The organism is Streptomyces sp. NRRL B-24572 (genome assembly GCF_002156145.1).
GTDB lineage: Bacteria > Actinomycetota > Actinomycetes > Streptomycetales > Streptomycetaceae > Streptomyces > Streptomyces vietnamensis.
Genome location: NZ_MWIG01000235.1, coordinates 1 through 15814 on the forward strand (window position 1 = coordinate 1; position 15814 = coordinate 15814).

General features: G+C 72.7%; 14 protein-coding genes and 1 pseudogene. 7 read left to right on the top strand and 8 right to left on the bottom strand.

Annotation, left to right across the window (positions count from 1 at the left end; genetic code table 11):
* Positions 1-183, bottom strand: a pseudogene (locus CCN56_RS14585) (ATP-binding protein); the annotation flags it as partial.
* Positions 184-454: 271 nt separating this feature from the next.
* Between CCN56_RS14585 and CCN56_RS14590 the strand changes: the two are divergent.
* From CCN56_RS14590 to CCN56_RS14600, 3 genes are all read left to right on the top strand, one after another.
* Positions 455-1330, top strand: coding sequence for a helix-turn-helix transcriptional regulator (locus CCN56_RS14590; RefSeq protein ID WP_086827101.1), 876 nt, complete (start codon positions 455-457; stop codon positions 1328-1330).
* Positions 1331-1567 carry a DUF397 domain-containing protein gene (locus CCN56_RS14595; protein ID WP_015037566.1) on the top strand — a complete coding sequence of 79 codons (237 nt, stop codon included), beginning with the start codon at positions 1331-1333 and terminating at the stop codon, positions 1565-1567.
* A 73-nt stretch (positions 1568-1640) separates the two neighbouring features.
* A complete protein-coding gene (locus tag CCN56_RS14600) occupies positions 1641-2459 on the top strand; it encodes an SAM-dependent methyltransferase (RefSeq protein WP_086827103.1) in 819 nt (272 codons plus the stop codon).
* A 52-nt stretch (positions 2460-2511) separates the two neighbouring features.
* Here the strand turns inward: CCN56_RS14600 and CCN56_RS14605 are convergent, their stop codons facing one another.
* Together CCN56_RS14605 and CCN56_RS14610 are read right to left on the bottom strand one after the other, a co-directional pair.
* Positions 2512-4401 carry a M64 family metallopeptidase gene (locus tag CCN56_RS14605; protein ID WP_086827105.1) on the bottom strand — a complete coding sequence of 630 codons (1890 nt, stop codon included), beginning with the start codon at positions 4399-4401 and terminating at the stop codon, positions 2512-2514.
* A 73-nt stretch (positions 4402-4474) separates the two neighbouring features.
* Entirely contained in the window at positions 4475-5818 is a 1344-nt protein-coding gene (locus CCN56_RS14610) for a 6-phospho-beta-glucosidase (protein WP_086827107.1), read from the bottom strand.
* 114 nt (positions 5819-5932) lie between these two features.
* Here CCN56_RS14610 and CCN56_RS14615 point away from each other — a divergent pair, with 114 nt between their 5' ends.
* Positions 5933-6385 carry a YchJ family protein gene (locus CCN56_RS14615; protein ID WP_086827109.1) on the top strand — a complete coding sequence of 151 codons (453 nt, stop codon included), beginning with the start codon at positions 5933-5935 and terminating at the stop codon, positions 6383-6385.
* 5 nt (positions 6386-6390) lie between these two features.
* Here CCN56_RS14615 and CCN56_RS14620 read toward each other — a convergent pair whose 3' ends face one another.
* From CCN56_RS14620 to CCN56_RS14630, 3 genes are all read right to left on the bottom strand, one after another.
* Positions 6391-8484 carry an MDR family MFS transporter gene (locus tag CCN56_RS14620; RefSeq protein ID WP_086827111.1) on the bottom strand — a complete coding sequence of 698 codons (2094 nt, stop codon included), beginning with the start codon at positions 8482-8484 and terminating at the stop codon, positions 6391-6393.
* A gap of 63 nt (positions 8485-8547) precedes the next feature.
* Complete coding sequence (locus tag CCN56_RS14625) at positions 8548-8742, bottom strand: hypothetical protein (RefSeq protein ID WP_052499750.1); 195 nt, start codon at positions 8740-8742, stop codon at positions 8548-8550.
* Positions 8743-9157: 415 nt separating this feature from the next.
* Positions 9158-10216, bottom strand: a complete 1059-nt coding sequence (locus CCN56_RS14630; protein ID WP_086827113.1) for an ATP-dependent DNA ligase — start codon at positions 10214-10216, stop codon at positions 9158-9160.
* Positions 10217-10268: 52 nt separating this feature from the next.
* Between CCN56_RS14630 and ligD the strand changes: the two genes are divergently transcribed.
* Together ligD and CCN56_RS14640 are read left to right on the top strand one after the other, a co-directional pair.
* Entirely contained in the window at positions 10269-11294 is a 1026-nt protein-coding gene (gene ligD, locus CCN56_RS14635; protein WP_086827115.1) for a non-homologous end-joining DNA ligase, read from the top strand.
* A gap of 119 nt (positions 11295-11413) precedes the next feature.
* Positions 11414-12322 carry an alpha/beta fold hydrolase gene (locus tag CCN56_RS14640; RefSeq protein WP_086827117.1) on the top strand — a complete coding sequence of 303 codons (909 nt, stop codon included), beginning with the start codon at positions 11414-11416 and terminating at the stop codon, positions 12320-12322.
* Between the two features lie 515 nt (positions 12323-12837).
* On the opposite strand, the gene CCN56_RS14645 is transcribed toward CCN56_RS14640, so the two are convergent.
* On the bottom strand, positions 12838-13509 hold the full coding sequence (locus CCN56_RS14645; protein WP_086827119.1) for a TetR/AcrR family transcriptional regulator: 672 nt from the start codon (positions 13507-13509) through the stop codon (positions 12838-12840).
* A 52-nt stretch (positions 13510-13561) separates the two neighbouring features.
* Positions 13562-14356 carry an IclR family transcriptional regulator gene (locus CCN56_RS14650; RefSeq protein ID WP_086827121.1) on the bottom strand — a complete coding sequence of 265 codons (795 nt, stop codon included), beginning with the start codon at positions 14354-14356 and terminating at the stop codon, positions 13562-13564.
* 503 nt (positions 14357-14859) lie between these two features.
* Here CCN56_RS14650 and CCN56_RS14655 point away from each other — a divergent pair.
* A partial coding sequence (locus CCN56_RS14655; RefSeq protein WP_086827123.1) for an ABC transporter substrate-binding protein occupies positions 14860-15814 on the top strand: 955 nt, incomplete at its 3' end.

A 15814-nucleotide genomic window follows, 5' to 3' on the forward strand; every position in this document is an offset into this window, starting at 1 on the left:
GGCGTTGGTGACGAGTTCGGAGACGACGAGGGCGACGGTCTCGCGTATCTCGGGGCCGCAGCCCCAGAGGATGAGCCGTTCCTCGGTGAGCCTGCGGGCCCGGGCGACGGACGCGGTGAGGGCCGGGAGCTCGAAGGCGAAGCGGCGGACCGGATCGGTGTGCTGCGGTGGGCGCTGGGTCATGACCCGAGGGGCTGCAGGGCTCATGAGACCTGAGGGCTGCGCGTTACCAGAAGCCACGACCGGTTCCTCACAACAGTGGGCAGGACTGCCGTACGGCGCTGTCGCCGTGGCGCGGTGGCGCACGGCGGCAGCGTGTACTGGTTCACCGGAACACTGTCCTCCTGCGTCGGACACTTGGCAAGTGGCACTCTGAAAATTGCAGAGTGCTGTGTTCTCTCTGGCCGGGCTTCGTGGCACACTCGTCGAAACAGCGCGTCGGGGAGGTCTGAGAGTGAGCGAGCCGCGGTCCGCCCCCACGGTGGGACAGGTCGTCCTCGGAAAGCGTCTGCAGGACCTGCGCGAGCGGGCCGGCATGAAGCGGGAAGAGGCGGCGAAGATCCTGCGGGTGGCCCCGGCCACCGTCCGGCGGATGGAGACCGCCGAGGTCGCGCTGAAGATTCCGTACGTGCAGCTCCTGTTGAAGGAGTACGGGATCACGGACTCCGAGGCGGAGGGCTTCGTCGCCCTCGCGGAGGAGGCCAACCTCCCCGGCTGGTGGCAGCGGTTCCACGACGTGCTGCCCGGCTGGTTCTCCATGTACGTCAGCCTGGAGGGGGCGGCCAGCCTCATCCGGGCCTATGAACCCCAGTTCGTCCCCGGTCTGCTCCAGACCGAGGAGTACGCCCGCGCCATTCTGCGCAGCGGGGCGGTCGGTGGCGGCAGCGATGCCGGCAGAGACGAGGACGCCGAGCGCCATGTAGCCCTGAGGATGGAGCGTCAGTCCCTACTGACCAGGGACGACGCCCCCAAGTTCTGGGTGATCATGGACGAGACGGTGTTCCGCCGACCGGTCGGTGACGGGCCCGAGGTGATGCGCGACCAGCTCGACCGGCTGCTCGAAGCGTCCGAGCTGCCGAACGTCACCCTGCAGATCGCGGAGTTCGCGTCCGGCCACCATCCCGGCACCTACGGACCGTTCGTCCTCTTCCGCTTCGCCATGCCCGAACTCCCGGACATGGTCTACAGCGAGTACCTGACCGGCGCCGTCTATCTCGACGCGCGTCCCGAGGTGGCATCCCACCTGGAGGTCATGGACCGCATGGCGGCGCAGGCCGCGACTGCACAACGCACGAAGGAGATTCTCCGGAATCTCCGCAAGGAGCTGTGAATGGATCGCATATACAACGGCATGCCCGCCGCCGAGCTCGGTGCCGAGGGTTGGCACAAGCCCTGGAGCGGCGGGAACGGGGGCAACTGCGTGGAGGCCATGAAGCTGGCCGACGGCAGAGTCGCCGTGCGACAGTCCGCAGACCCTGAAGGACCAGCGCTCATCTACACCCACGGGGAGATCGCCGCTTTCATCCAGGGCGCCAAATCCGGTCAGGCTGATTTCCTGCTCACCTGAACCTTCCGTCCCACCCCTACCATCGCGTAACTCTTGTTGCAGTGCCACCCGTTCGACCCGACCAGGAGAGCCGATGACCCAGGAACCCGTAGCCCCACAGACCGGACTACGCATCGACACCAGCAAGCCGCATCCGGCGCGCATGTACGACTGGTTCCTGGGCGGCAAGGACAACTACCCGGTCGACGAGGCGATGGCACGCCAGCTCCTCACCGTCGACGCCCGGGGCCGGGACATGGCCCGCGTCAACCGGGCCTTCATGCACCGCGCCATCCGCTGGCTCAGCGCCCACGGCGTCCGGCAGTACCTGGACGTCGGCACGGGCATCCCGACCGAGCCCAACCTGCACCAGATCGCGCAGGAGGCCGCGCCGGAGTCCCGCATCGTCTACTGCGACAACGACCCGATCGTGCTCGCGCACGCGGCCGCCCTGCTGCGCTCGACCCCGGAAGGGGCCACCGAGTACATCCAGGCGGACGCCCGCGATCCCGAGATCATCCTCGAAAGGGCCGGAAAGGTCCTTGATTTCGACCGGCCCATCGCGCTGTCGATGCTCGCCCTGCTGCACTTCGTGGGGGACGAGGACGGCGCGTACGAACTGGTCTCCAAGATCGTCGACAAGCTCGCGCCGGGCAGCTATCTCGTCCTCTCCCACGTCACCGGGGACTTCGATCCCGAGGGCGCGGCGAAGGCGGCCGCCATGTACAAGGCGCGCGGGCTGACCCTGCGGCCCCGCTCGCGCGACGAGCTGGCCGCGTTCTTCGACGGCCTCGAGTTCGTCGAGCCCGGGGTCTCGCTCACCGCCGACTGGCACCCGGAGCTGGGCGAGCCCGTCCCGGTCCAGGGCGACGACCCCATCCCGGGGTGGGCCGCGGTGGCCCGCAAGCCCTGACCCGATCCGTACGGAAGCAGCCTGCCGGCCCACCGGCAGGCTGCTTCCGTTCTTACGGCTCCACCAGCGTCACCAGGAAGCTCCGTGCCCGGCCGACATTGCCGGCCGCGTCGATCGCGCGGTACTCGACGGTGTGCGTGCCGTAGTCCGGGGTCGCGTCGTCCCACGGCACCGCCCGGCTCCGGCCCAGCTTCCCGTACACGAGGTCGTCGATCACCGTGCCGCCCGGCGAGAAGCGGAACGGCGCGCCGGCGTCCGTCGGCCAGCCGTAGTACGTGTACCAGCCGTCGCCGTCGACCCGGAACTGGCTCACCACGGCGCCCTCCTGGTCGTCCCGTGCGGTCAGCTTCATCGTGAACGCGCCGTCGTAGACGTACTCCACCGGTCGCCCGGGGCTCCGGACCGTGCGCAGCGGCTCGGACAGCTCGTACGCGACCGTGGCCGGGCGGGCGTCCACCGTCCAGCTCAACTCCTCGTCCGTGCCCGCGAGTCGGGCCGTGAGAGTGTGGGCCCCCGGCGGGATCTCCAGTGAACGGAGGTCCAGATCACGGTCGTTGCGGCCGTACGTCGTGACGGGCCGCCCGTCCAGACGCCAGCGCACGGCCGGGGTGCCGTCCACCGCGTGGGTGGTGTCCGCGTGGACGACGCCGCGGGCGCCGACGGGGGACCCGGTCGGGGTGTGCCCGGTGAAGCCGGGAGCCTCCGGGCTCCGCACCGTGGTCAGCGAGGGGTCCACCGTCCAGCTGACGGTGCGGGTGAGCGCCGCCGAGGCGCGGACCGCCGGGTCGCGGACGAAGGGCGTCGGGTCGGTGACCGTCGCCGTCAGGGTGTGCGTACCGGGGGAGACCCGCAGTCTCCGCAGGTCGACCGTGCGGGCGCCCTCGGTGTCGAGGGTCCGCCCGTCCAGCTTCCAGGTCACGGAGAGCGAGCCGCCCACCGGGTGCAGGGTGTCCACCCACACGCTGCGGTCCGCCCCGATCGGCGCGGTGTCCGGGGTGTGGTCCTGGACCAGGTTCACCTTGGCCGAGATCGCCCGGACCATCACCTCGCGCTCCACCTGGTCGAAGGCGTAGCCGAGGGTCTTCATCAGGGAGTGGCGGCTCGGGCGCCAGACGCCCTTCGTGCTGTACATGCCGCCCTCGTGGCGGCCGATGACCCCGCCGGACTCGCTGGTCTCGCCGAGCCAGCGCCACCACTTGGCCTGCCGCTCCCGCATCTGGCGTTCCGTCAGGAGCGTGTGGTGGACGGAGGAGGGCTCGGGTCCCTCGTAGGCCTCGCCCGGCACCCCGCGCGCGTAGTAGTCGTACTCGTCCTGGAGGCCGCCGAGCGAATGCCCTATCTCGTGCGGGGTGATGAGAGAGGAGAGCGCGTTGCCGCCGGAGGCCGTGGCGTAACTCCCGCCCGCGCCGCCGTAGGTGGAGCTGTGGGCGAGGGCGACGATCTGGCGGTTGGCGCGGCTCGTGCCGGGGACGAGGTCGGCGAGCGCGGCGGCCTTCCGGCTGTCGACGGTGAGCAGCCGCTGCACACCGGCCGGATCGCAGCCGCCCCAGAAGCCCATGTCGAGCGCCGTGTCACGGGCGGGAGCGGTGAGGCCCGGATCGCAGTCCACGCCGGACTCCGCCGAGGGGACCTCCACCGCCCACACGTTGATGTACGAGCGGTACGAGGCGAAGGGCTCGATGCTCCAGAGGGTGTTCAGGTGCCGTTCGAGGTCCGCCCGGAACGCCGGCATCTCCGCGGCGGTGTAGCCGTCGCCCATGAACACCAGGTTGAACCGCCGGTCGGCGGGCCCGGTGGTCTGCACGGGGACGACGGCGGGGCCCTCGCCGGACGTGGGTGTCTCGGCCGCCGCCTGCGTGGTTCCCACCAGGCCGGCGGCCAGCAGACAGGCCGCGGCGAGCCGGGCCACGGCACGCCGAACTCCCTTGCGCTGTGAGGTCATGGGGCGCGAGCCTAGGCCGCGCCCCCGGCCCCGTAAAGATGTTCGTCAGCCGTCCGTTCGTCGTTCGGACATCTCAGCTTCGCAGCCAGGCCAGACCCGGGTGCTCGGCCGTGTAGCCCTCCACGAGACGGCGGGCCACCGCCACCGAGTCCACAAGGGGGTGCAGCGCGAAGGCCTTGACGGCCGTCGCCCGCGAGCCGCTCTCCACCGCCGCGAGGACCTCCCGCTCCACCGCCTTCACGGCGGTCACCAGACCGACGGCGTGGTACGGCAGCGGGGCCACCGACACCGGGTGGGCGCCGTTCGCGTCCACGAAGCACGGCACCTCGATCACCGCGTCCGCGTCGAGCACGGAGAGCGTCGAACCGTTGCGCACGTTGAGGATCAGCGTGGTCCGCTCGTCCCGGGCGATCGCCCGCATGAGCGCGAGCGCCACCTTCTCGTAGCCGCCCGACTCCAGGTCCTCCTCGTCGCGGTCCCCGATCCCGGCGGCCTCCCGGTTGGCGGCCATGTAGGTGGCCTCGCGGTCGGCGAGCGTACGGTGCCAGGCGGCGAGAGCGGGGGTGTCGGGCTTGCCCATCTCCTCGTAGAAGGCGCCCTGCTGGTCCCGCAGATACGCCCCGCGCGTCCGCTCGGCCGTCCGGTAGGCGTGCACCGCCTCCCGGTTGAAGTAGTAGTAGTGCAGGTACTCGTTGGGGATCGCGCCGAGCGAGCGCAGCCACTCGGGACCGAAGAGCCGGCCCTCCTCGAAGGAGCCGAGCTTCTCCTCGTCGGCGAGCAGCCGCGGCAGCACGTCCTGTCCGCCGACCCGCAGTCCCCGCAGCCAGCCCAGGTGGTTGAGGCCCACGTAGTCGATCCAGGCCTCGTCCGGGTCCGCGCCCAGGATGCGGGCGACCCGGCGGCCGAGGCCCACGGGCGAGTCGCAGATGCCGACGACCCGGTCGCCGAGCACCCGCGACATGGCCTCCGTGACCAGTCCGGCCGGGTTGGTGAAGTTGATGACCCAGGCGTCGGGGGCGAGTTCGGCGATCCTTCGGGCGGTGCGTACGGCGACGGGCACGGTCCGCAGCCCGTACGCGATGCCGCCCGCCCCCACCGTCTCCTGGCCGAGCACGCCCTCGTCGAGCGCGATCCGCTCGTCGGCCGCCCTGCCTTCCAGACCGCCGACCCGGATCGCGGAGAACACGAAGTCCGCCCCGCGCAGCGCCTCGTCCAGATCCGTCGTCGCCGTCACGACCGGCGCGTCCTGCACCCCCTCTGCCTGATCGGCGAGGACCCGCGCGATGGCCGAGAGCCGCCCCTCGTCGAGGTCGTACAGGGTGACGTGGGTGACCCGCCCCTCGGCGTGGTCGCCGAGGAGGGCTCCGTACACCAGCGGCACCCGGAACCCGCCGCCTCCGAGAATCGTCAGTTTCATGTTCGTACGCTACTCGGACGCGCCCTCTGAGCAGGGGGATTCCGGACCGCCGTCCACGCCGGCGTCCGCATGCCGGGCGTCCGTCCCGCGCGGAGGGTGGGGGACAATGGCGTCATGTCCCGACGCAAGACCCGCCCCCGCACGTCCCGGGCCGCCGCGGCCCCCGCGCCCGCGGTGACCGCGGCCTCGCCCTGCCCCTGCGGGCTCGACGCCACGTACGGCGCGTGCTGCGGCCGGTTCCACTCGGGCGCCGGCGGCACGGCGCCCACCGCCGAGCTCCTCATGCGCTCCCGCTACAGCGCCTTCGTCGTCCGCGACGAGGCGTACCTGCTGCGGACCTGGGCGCCGGAGACGCGACCGGGCGAGGTCGACTTCGACCCGGGGATGCGCTGGGCCGGCCTGGAGATCGAGGAGACCGGCGAGGGCACCGCCTTCCACCAGCACGGCACCGTCACCTTCACGGCCCGCTACGTCCACGGCGGCGAGGCCGGCGCCCTGCACGAGCGGAGCCGCTTCGCCCGCCACGAGGGCGCGTGGGTGTACGTGGACGGCGATTTCCTCGACTGAGGGTTTCAGCGCGTGCCCACGCCCGCCGGCACCCGTCCCCTCGGGAGTCCGGCCGCGAGGTCCTCGGCGACGATCTTCTTGGCGATGGCGTCCGTCGCCACCCGCAGCTCGGGCCCGCTGGGCCGGCCGCGCTCCTGCGCGACGACGTCGGAGAGCCACTGGCCCCAGGCGTGGGTGATGACGTCGGCCTCGCGCCTGCCCGCCGCCGTGTGGGAGAGCAGGTTGCCGTCCCGGGTGAGGTAGCCCTCGTCGACCATCCGGTCGAAGACCGGCAGCAGCACCTCGGGCGGCACCCGCCGTCCGGCGGAGATCAGGCCGAGGCTCGCGTGCCCGACGGTCCGGGTGAAGAGTTCGACCTGCATCACCGCCCAGGCCCCCGCGATGTCGAGCCGGGTGTCGGACGCGGCGACGATCGCCCGGGCCGTGTCGTAGTCGGTACGGCTCAGGATCCGGCCGACGGCCAGTTCGAGGAGCTTCTCCGAGTCGCCGGACATGGTGGGGGAGCCGAAGCCCTCGCCCATGTCGGGGGCGGCGGAGCGGGCCGAGTCGCGCAGTTTCACCTGCTTGAGGAAGAGGGCGACGACGAAGCCGACGGCCGCGACCGGCACCGTCCAGAGGAAGACGGTCTGCAGGGTGTCCGCGTACGCCTGGACGATCGGCGCGGCGATCCGGTCCGGGAGCCTGTGCAGTCCCGCGGGGTTCTGCGCGGCCTGCGGGATCGCGGCCGGGTTCACGCCGAGGCTCCTGGCGATGGTGCCGGCCTCGACGATGCCCGCCGTGAGGTTGGGCTTGAGGGAGTTGGCGTAGATCGTGCCGAAGACGGCCGTGCCGAAGGAGCTGCCGAGGGTCCGGAAGAAGGTGACGCCGGAGGTGGCGGTGCCGAGGTCGGCGTAGTCGACGGTGTTCTGCACGGCGATGGTGAGGACCTGCATGCACAGGCCGATGCCGATGCCGAGGACGAACATGTAGAGCGACTCGAGACCGGTGCCGGTGTCCGGCCCCATGAGGGAGAGCAGGAAGAGGCCGACGCCCATCACGAAACAGCCGACGATCGGGAAGACCCGGTAGCGGCCGGTCTTGCTGACGACGTTGCCGCTGAAGATCGACGCGATGAGCAGGCCGATGACCATGGGCAGGGTGCGGATGCCGGACATGGTCGCCGACTCCCCGTCGACGTACTGCAGATAGGTCGGCAGGAAGGTCATCGCGCCGAGCATGGCGAAGCCGACGACGAAGCTGAGCACGGAGCAGACCGTGAAGACGGGGTTCCCGAACAGCCGCATGGGCAGCATGGGTTCGGGCGCCCGGGTCTCGACCCAGCAGAACAGGGCCAGGGCGACGAGGCCGCCCGCGAAGAGCCCGATGATGACGCCGGACCCCCAGGCGTACTCGTTGCCGCCCCAACTGGTGGCCAGGATCAGGGCACTGGAGCCGATCGCGACCAGCGCGATGCCGAGGTAGTCGATGACCGGCCGGCTCGCCGAGCGCACCGAGGGGATCGTGCGGGCGGCGGCGATCACGACCAGGATCGCGATCGGAACGTTCACGTAGAACGCCCAGCGCCAGCTCGCGTGGTCGGTGAACAGACCGCCGAGGAGCGGCCCGATGACGGTCGAGACGCCGAACACGGCGCCGATCGCGCCCTGGTACTTGCCGCGTTCGCGCAGCGGGATCACGTCGGCGATGAGCGCCATCGAGGTGACCATGAGGCCGCCGGCGCCGATGCCCTGGAGACCGCGCCAGACGATGAGCAGCGTCATGTTGGTGGCGAGTCCGCAGAGGAACGAGCCGGTGATGAAGACGACCGCGGAGATCTGGAAGATCACCTTGCGGCCGAAGAGGTCGCCGAACTTGCCGACGAGGACGGTCGCGACCGTCTCGGCGAGCAGGTACGAGGTGACCACCCACGACATGTGGGCGGCGCCGCCCAGGTCCGAGACGATCGTGGGCAGGGCGGTGCCGACGATGGTCTGGTCGAGGGCGGCGAGGAGGACGCCCAGCATGATCGTGCCGAAGACGATGTTGCGGCGGCGGCTGTCGAGCACGGGTGGCTCGGTGGCGGCCGGGGGCGCGGGCGCTGCGTCGCTGGTCGTGGTCACCCTCGCAGCGTCACACCGCCACCGCCCTCACGCATGAGGGGGACGGCCGAACGGGCGTACCCGTCAGGGGGTGACGGGCAGCTTGGGGTGGTGCTTGGCGAGGATCTTGTTCGCCCGCGCGAGGGCGGCGAGGGCGTGCTCGCGGTCCGCCCGGTCCTCCGCGCAGAGCGGCCCCCGGAAGCGGTACACCTCGCGCGCCGCGCAGTCCGCGTCGACCTCGGCCTGGAGGACGTGGAGCGGCAGGCAGGCGCCGATCATCGCGGCCACGCTGTCGGGGATCGGGACGGGAACGAGGCGCTCGGGCGAGGTGATCACGGGTCAGTCCTAGTCGGTCCGGGGAGGGTACGGAAGGGTCTCCTCTCCATACGTACCGGATCGCGGTACGGGTTCCGGCACGGCGGTGTCGCGGACGGGCAACGGCGGAGATCGCCGGCGGAGGCGCGCACGGGCCCCGGGGGAGCGGACCGCGCGCCGGCCACGGCCGTGGCCGGACGCGTTCCCGCAGGTACGGGGCGGGTGCCCGCCACCGCCCCGCGCGTGGATCATGCGCATCGCTCGAAAGTTCGTCGAACGTACTACCGGGAAAGCGGGGGCGACGGCGGGCCGTCCGGCCGTCGAATGTGTGGCATATCACGTTGCCGTCCGGCGGCTTCCGGCCGGGCGGATCCCGTGCTTACGCGAGGATCTCGGCCAGGTCGTACGAGACGGGCTCGTCCAGCTGCCCGTAGCCGCAGGACTCCGGCGTCCGGTCCGGGCGCCACCGCTTGAACTGCGCGGTGTGGCGGAAGCGGTCCCCCTCCATGTGGTCGTAGCCGACCTCGCAGACCCGCTCCGGCCGCAGCGCCACCCACGACAGGTCCTTCCTGCCCGACCAGCGGCTCGGCGCGCCCGGCAGCCTGGCCTCCTCGTGCGCGGCCTCGTCCGTCCACGCCGCCCAGGGGTGCCCGTCCGGCGGGTCCATCCGGAGCGGTTCCAGCTCCTCGACGAGCTCGGCGCGGCGGGCGGCGGTGAAGGCCGCGCACACGCCGACGTGCTGCAGGACGCCTTCGTCGTCGTACAGGCCGAGCAGCAGCGAGCCGACCACGGGACCGCTCTTGTGGAAGCGGTATCCGGCCACGACGACGTCGGCCGTCCGCTCGTGCTTGATCTTGTACATGAGGCGGGCGTCCGGCCGGTACGGCAGGTCGAGCGGCTTGGCGACCACCCCGTCGAGCCCGGCGCCCTCGTACTGCTCGAACCAGCGCGCCGCGAGCTCGGGGTCCCGGGTCGCCGACGCCAGGTGGACGGGCGCGTCGACCCCGTCGAGGACCCGCTCCAGGGTCGCCCGGCGCTCGCTCAGCGGGGTGTCGAGCAGCGATTCGTCCCCGAGGGCGAGCAGGTCGAAGGCGACGAACCGGGCCGGGGTGGTCTCGGCGAGCAGCCGCACCCGGGAGTCCGCCGGATGGATCCGCTCGGAGAGCCGGTCGAAGTCGAGCCGCCCGTCGTGCTCGATGACGATCTCCCCGTCGACGACGCACCGCTCCGGCAGCCGGGCCGCGAGCGCCTCGACCAGCTCGGGGAAGTAGCGGGTGAGCGGCTTGCCCGTACGACTGCCGATGACGAGTTCCGGCCCGTCCCGGTGCACGATCGCGCGGAAGCCGTCCCACTTCGCCTCGTACTGCATCCCGGGCGGGATCCGTTTCACGGACTTGGCGAGCATCGGTTTCACGGGCGGCATCACCGGAAGATCCATGGGGTGATTGTCCGGTATGCGGGAGTTGCCGGCGAGCCCTAGGCTGACCGGCATGGCAGGCGAGGCGACGGTGGAGGTCGAGGTCGGCGGCCGGGCCGTGCGGGTCTCCCACCCCGACAAGGTGTACTTCCCCGAGCCCGGCTACACCAAGATGGACCTGGTCCGGTACTACCTGGCCGTGGGTGACGGCGTCACCCGCGCCCTGCGGAACCGCCCCACCACCCTGGAGCGCTACCCCGACGGGGTGACCGGAGGGTCCTTCTTCCAGAAGCACGCCCCGAAGCACCTGCCCGACTGGATCCCGACCGCCCGCATCACCTTCCCCAGCGGCCGCCCGGCCGACGAGATGTGCCCCACCGAGCCGGCGGCCGTGCTCTGGGCGGCCAACCTCGGCGCCGTCACCTTCCATCCCTGGCCGGTGCGCCGGGACGACACCGACCATCCCGACGAGCTCCGCATCGACCTCGACCCGCAGCCCGGCACGGACTACGCCGACGCCGTCCGCGCCGCCCACGAACTGCGCGCGGTCCTCGACGAGCACGGGCTGCGCGGCTGGCCGAAGACTTCGGGCGGGCGGGGCCTCCACGTCTTCGTGCCGATCGTCCCCGAGTGGACGTTCACCCAGGTCAGGCGGGCGGTGATCGCCTGCGGCCGGGAGCTGGAGCGGCGGATGCCGGAGCGGGTCACGACCGAGTGGTGGAAGGAGGGGCGCGGCAGACGGATCTTCGTCGACTACAACCAGGCGGCCCGGGACCGCACGATGGCCTCCGCCTACTCCGTACGCCCCCGCCCGCACGCGCCCGTCTCGGCGCCGCTGCGCTGGGAGGAGATCGACGAGGCCGTGCCGCAGGACTTCGACATCAGGACGATGCCGGCCCGGTACGCCGAGGTCGGCGACGTCCACGCGGACATGGACGACGAGCGCTTCGGCCTGGAGTCGCTGCTCGAACTGGCCCGGCGGGACGAGGCGGAACGCGGCCTGGGCGATCTGCCGTACCCGCCGGAGTACCCGAAGATGCCGGGCGAACCGAAGCGGGTGCAGCCGAGCAGGGAGAAGAAGGGGACGTCGGGGGAGTAGGGGGCCGAGGGCCGGGGCGCTTCCGGGTGGGCGCCCCGGCCCTCGCCGCTCACTCTAAAACAATACGAACGGTCGTGCTAGCATTTTTTGTGTACCCAGGACGACCGAGGAGATCCGGCATGTACCCGATGGCTCCGCTCATCCGCACCGCCCTGAACGCCATGGCGCGCGTCGCCCCGGGCCCGGCCGGCCGCTGGGCCTTCCACCTCTTCGTCCGCCCCCTCGGCAGGGCGAAGGTGAGACCCGGGGAACAGGCGGTCCTCGCCGCCGCCCGCACCGGGACCCTCCGCGTCCGGGGCAAGGAGGTCGTCACGTACGCCTGGGGCGACGGCCGGCGGCCCGTCCTCCTCGTCCACGGCTGGTCCTCCCGCGCCTCGCGGCTCGGCGCCTTCGCCGAGGAGCTCCTCGCGCGCGGCTACAGCCCGGTCGCCTTCGACGGTCCCGGCCACGGCGAGTCCTCCGGCAGGGCCACCAACATCGTCGAATACCGGGAGATCATCCGGGAGCTGCACGCCCGGCACGGCGACTTCGAGGCCGTCGTCGCCCACTCCTTCGGCGTCCTCGCCTCGCTCTTCGCCCTCCGCGACGGAGTCCGCACGGCCCGCTTCGTGGGCCTCGGCGGCGTCGGCTCCTTCGCCATGCTCATGGAGGGCTTCCGGGCCGGACTCGGGCTGGACGACCGGGTGGTGCGGGCCATGCGCGGGTACGTCGAGGGGCACCTCGCCCCCGGCGAGCCCGGAGTCTGGGACCGCTTCGGCGCCGACCACGCCCCGGAGGAACTCGGCGCGCCCGTCCTGCTGTTCCACGACGAGGGCGACGACATGGTGCCCCTGGCCCAGGCGCGGTTCCTCGCCCGGGCCCACGGCGGGCGGGCCCGGCTCGTCGTCACCCGGGGCCTCGGTCACCGCCGTATCCTCACGGACCCGGAAGTGGTGGCCGAGGCGGTGGAGTTCGCCACCGCCGGCTCCGGCCCCGTGACGGAACCGGCGGTGGGGACGCGCCAGGGGGTCAGCCCAACGGGGTGGTGATCGCGGCCGAGTCGCGGACAGGCCGGTGCCGGGCGGCAGCAGGGAAGTGGCAGGGCGGCCACCGTGGCGGGTGTCCTTCGCGGGGCGGGTCCGCGGCGGGCGCCCGGCGGGGAGTCCGGTACGGACCCGCGCGCTCCTCTCACGGCCGGACCGGACCACGGGCGGGATCGCCGACGGTTCCGGCCGGCCCGCTCACCATGCGGGCGCGCCCGGGAGCGCACGGACGAGCGGCACCTGGCCTTCACCCGGTCGGCGAGTGCGCCGTGGCCAGGCGGGCGGCCCGGGGTGCGGCGGGCGCGGAGACGTGAGAAGGAGAAGCCTTGGGGTGAGGCGGCGTGGGGCGGGTCCGCCCGGCTCGGGCCTTGCCGGCGAGAGGGCCTCCCGACTTGGGCCTCCCGGCTCGGGCCTCTCGGCTTAGGCCTCCTGGCTCGGGCTTCGTCGGCGAGTGCCGCTCGGCTCGGGCCTCGTCGGCGAGGACCTCCCGGCTCAGGCCTCGTCGGCGAGGACCTCCCGGCTCAGGCCTCGTCGGCCAGGGCCTCCCGGCCCTTCTCCGTGGCCGCGGCGAGCAGCCGGGCCGTGATGCCCCGCTCGGCGCGGGCGTACGTGCCGGGGTCGCCGAACAGCACGGACCGGGCGTTGGCCGCCTCCATGAGGGCGATCACCTCGAAGGCCAGCTGCTCCACGTCCAGGTCCTCGGTGAACTCCCCGACGGCATGCGCCTCCGTCAGGGCCCCCTCCACGTACGCCGCCCAGTCGCGGCGGGTCCGGGCGACGGCGTCGTGGACCGGGCCCGTACGGGCGTCGAACTCGGCCGAGACCGCGTAGAAGAAGCAGCCGCCCGCGAAGACCCGCTCCGAGGAGTACGCGAGCCAGTTCCGGCACAGCTCGCGCACCCGTCGCGCGCCCGGCGGCAGGTCGTTCAGCGGGGCGACGACGCGGTCGGCGAAGACGGCGACGGCGGCCCTGACGGTCGCGAGCTGGAGCTCCTCCTTGGAGCCGAAGAGGGCGAAGACGCCGCTCTTGCTCAGCTCCAGCTCGGTCGCGATGCGTCCCAGGGACAGGCCTTCGAGCCCCTCGACCGAAGCGATGTCCATCGTCCGGCCGAGGACGAGGCGCCGGGTCTGGTTGCCCCGCTCGACGCGTCCGTCGGTCTTGGTCCCGGTACCGCTTCGGGTGCTGCCGCTCATGCCCCCATCGTACTGAACGCACGACCGTGCGGAAATCTGCGCGCTCCGGGGGCTACCCCGCCCGCTCTCCGGGGTCCCGCCGCTCCCCAGGGGTCAGCAGCAGCACCTCAAGGGCTCGCGCGCAGGCCCGGGCCTGGGCCACGTACCAGTCGAGCCGCGCGTCCGTGATCAGCTCGGGGGTCGCGCGGACCGCGAGCGCGAACCGGGCGTGCCCCGTCCGCTCCAGGATCGGCACGGCCACCGTCCGCACCCCGTGGGCCGACTCGCCGTCGTTGAGGGCGTACCCCGCCTCCCGCACCCGTGCCAACTCGGCCGCCAGGGCGGGCGGTTCGACGATCGTCCGCTCCGTGAAGGCGTACAGCGGCGGCAGCGAGCGCGGGCCGCCCTCGCCCGCCCGGGGCCAGGCGAGCAGCACTTTCCCGAGCGCCGTCGAGTGCAGCGGCCGGCGCAGCCCCACCTTCGGCGTCACCGAACCACCCGCCACGATCACCGCGTGCGGGCCGCTCCGAAGCGCCAAGTCGGCCGTCGCGCCCGTCCGTTCGGCCAGATCGGACAGCTCGGGCGCGGCCAGATGGAGCCCCCGCTGGTGGTACGAGAGGCGGCCCAGCTCGGTCATCGCCGGACCGAGCCGGTAGCGGGCGGTCCTGGCGTCCTGCTCCAGGAAGCCCGCGCTGACCAGGGTGCGGGCCAGTCGGTGCGCCGTCGAGGTGGAGAGGCCGAGCCGGCGCGCGAGGTCGGAGGCGCTCAGGTCGGGCCCGTTGTCGTGGAAACAGTGCAGCACGTCCAGTGCGCGGCGGACCGCCTGGGCGCCCGCCGGGGGTCGGACGATGCCGGCCTCGGTCGTCATAGGGTTCGCTCCCCGTGGGTGATCGGGCTCCCACGCTCCCACATGGCGGGAGCCGATTCAGGCCTCGGACGGGGTCGGAAACACTGTGTTCACAAGCAATCCCACATGGTGGGAGCCGAGTTGTGGACGGCGGAACAGGCGTGGCAAGGTTCCGGCCAACACACCACGGCGGCGAGTCGGAAGGAGCAGGCCGGCGATGAACGCACGACACGTACCGCTCGCCCTCACCCGGCGCCGCCACATCGACCTGGCCCGCGTCACCGGCACCGGCTGTCGCTGACGCCGGCAGTCGCCGACGCCGGCAGTCGCCGACGCGCCGTCGGCTCTCCCCGGCCGTGCCCGCCGGGCCCCCGGTCCTCCGTGGAGTCGACGTCGAGAGCGCCACGCGCCTGTGACCGACCGGTCCGACCTCCCTTCCCCCTCCCTTTCACCCACGGCCGCGGCCGGCGCCGCCGAGCCGCCCGCCGCCCTCTCCCGACCCTTCACACCCCGGGACGCCCTCCATGACGTACACCCGCGTGCCCGACACGCTCTGGTTCACCCGCTGCCCCGTCCCCACCGCCACCGGCGTCGCCGCCGACCGCGGCTGGCTGGCGGAGGAGTTCGCCCCCGACGGCATCGCCGTCCGCTCGCTCCAGGACGCCGAACCCGGCGCCGACCGCGCCACCCACTACACCCACGCCCTGCCAGGACTCTTCCGCGAAGGCGGCAACGTGCCCGCGCTGTGGGCCCGTTCGCGCGGCGAGCGCACCCGGCTCGTCGGGCTCACCTGGATCGAGGAGCGCCAGGCGGTGCTCGTCGCCCCCGGCTCCCCGGTCCGCGGGGCCGCCGCCCTGCGCGGACTGCGGCTCGCCGTGCCGCGCCACTCCGTGCCCATCGACTTCTGGCGGGCGATGGCCCTGCGCGGCTTCGAGGGCGCCCTCACCTCGGCGGGGTACGGACTCGGCGACGCCGACCTCGTCGACGTACCGGCCGACGGCCACCAGGGCCAGTGGGCCGCCGAGCTCGACGCCCTGCGCCGGGGCCAGGTCGACGCCGTCTACGTGAAGGGTGCGCTCGCCGTCGAGGCGGCCCGACGTGCCGGCGCCGAGGTGGCCGTCGAGCTCGACGACCTGCCCGACCCCGCGCACCGCGTCAACAACGGCACTCCGCGCCCCCTCACCGTCCACCAGGACCTCCTGGACGAACACCCCGAGCTCGTGGCGCGTTTCCTCGCCGTACTGCTCCGCGCCGCCGACTGGGCCGCCGNNGGCGCCGAGGGCGTCGCCGGCGCCTACCGGCCCGGTACCCACCGCACCCTCCGCCCGGACCTGTCCGACACCCGGCTCGACCTGCTCGCCCGGCAGGAGGAGGCCCTGCGCGCCCACGGCTTCCTGCCCGAAGCCGTCGACGTACGGGCCTGGGCCGCCCAGGAGCCTCTGCGGCGCGCCCACCAACTGGCGACGGCCGCCGCGCCGA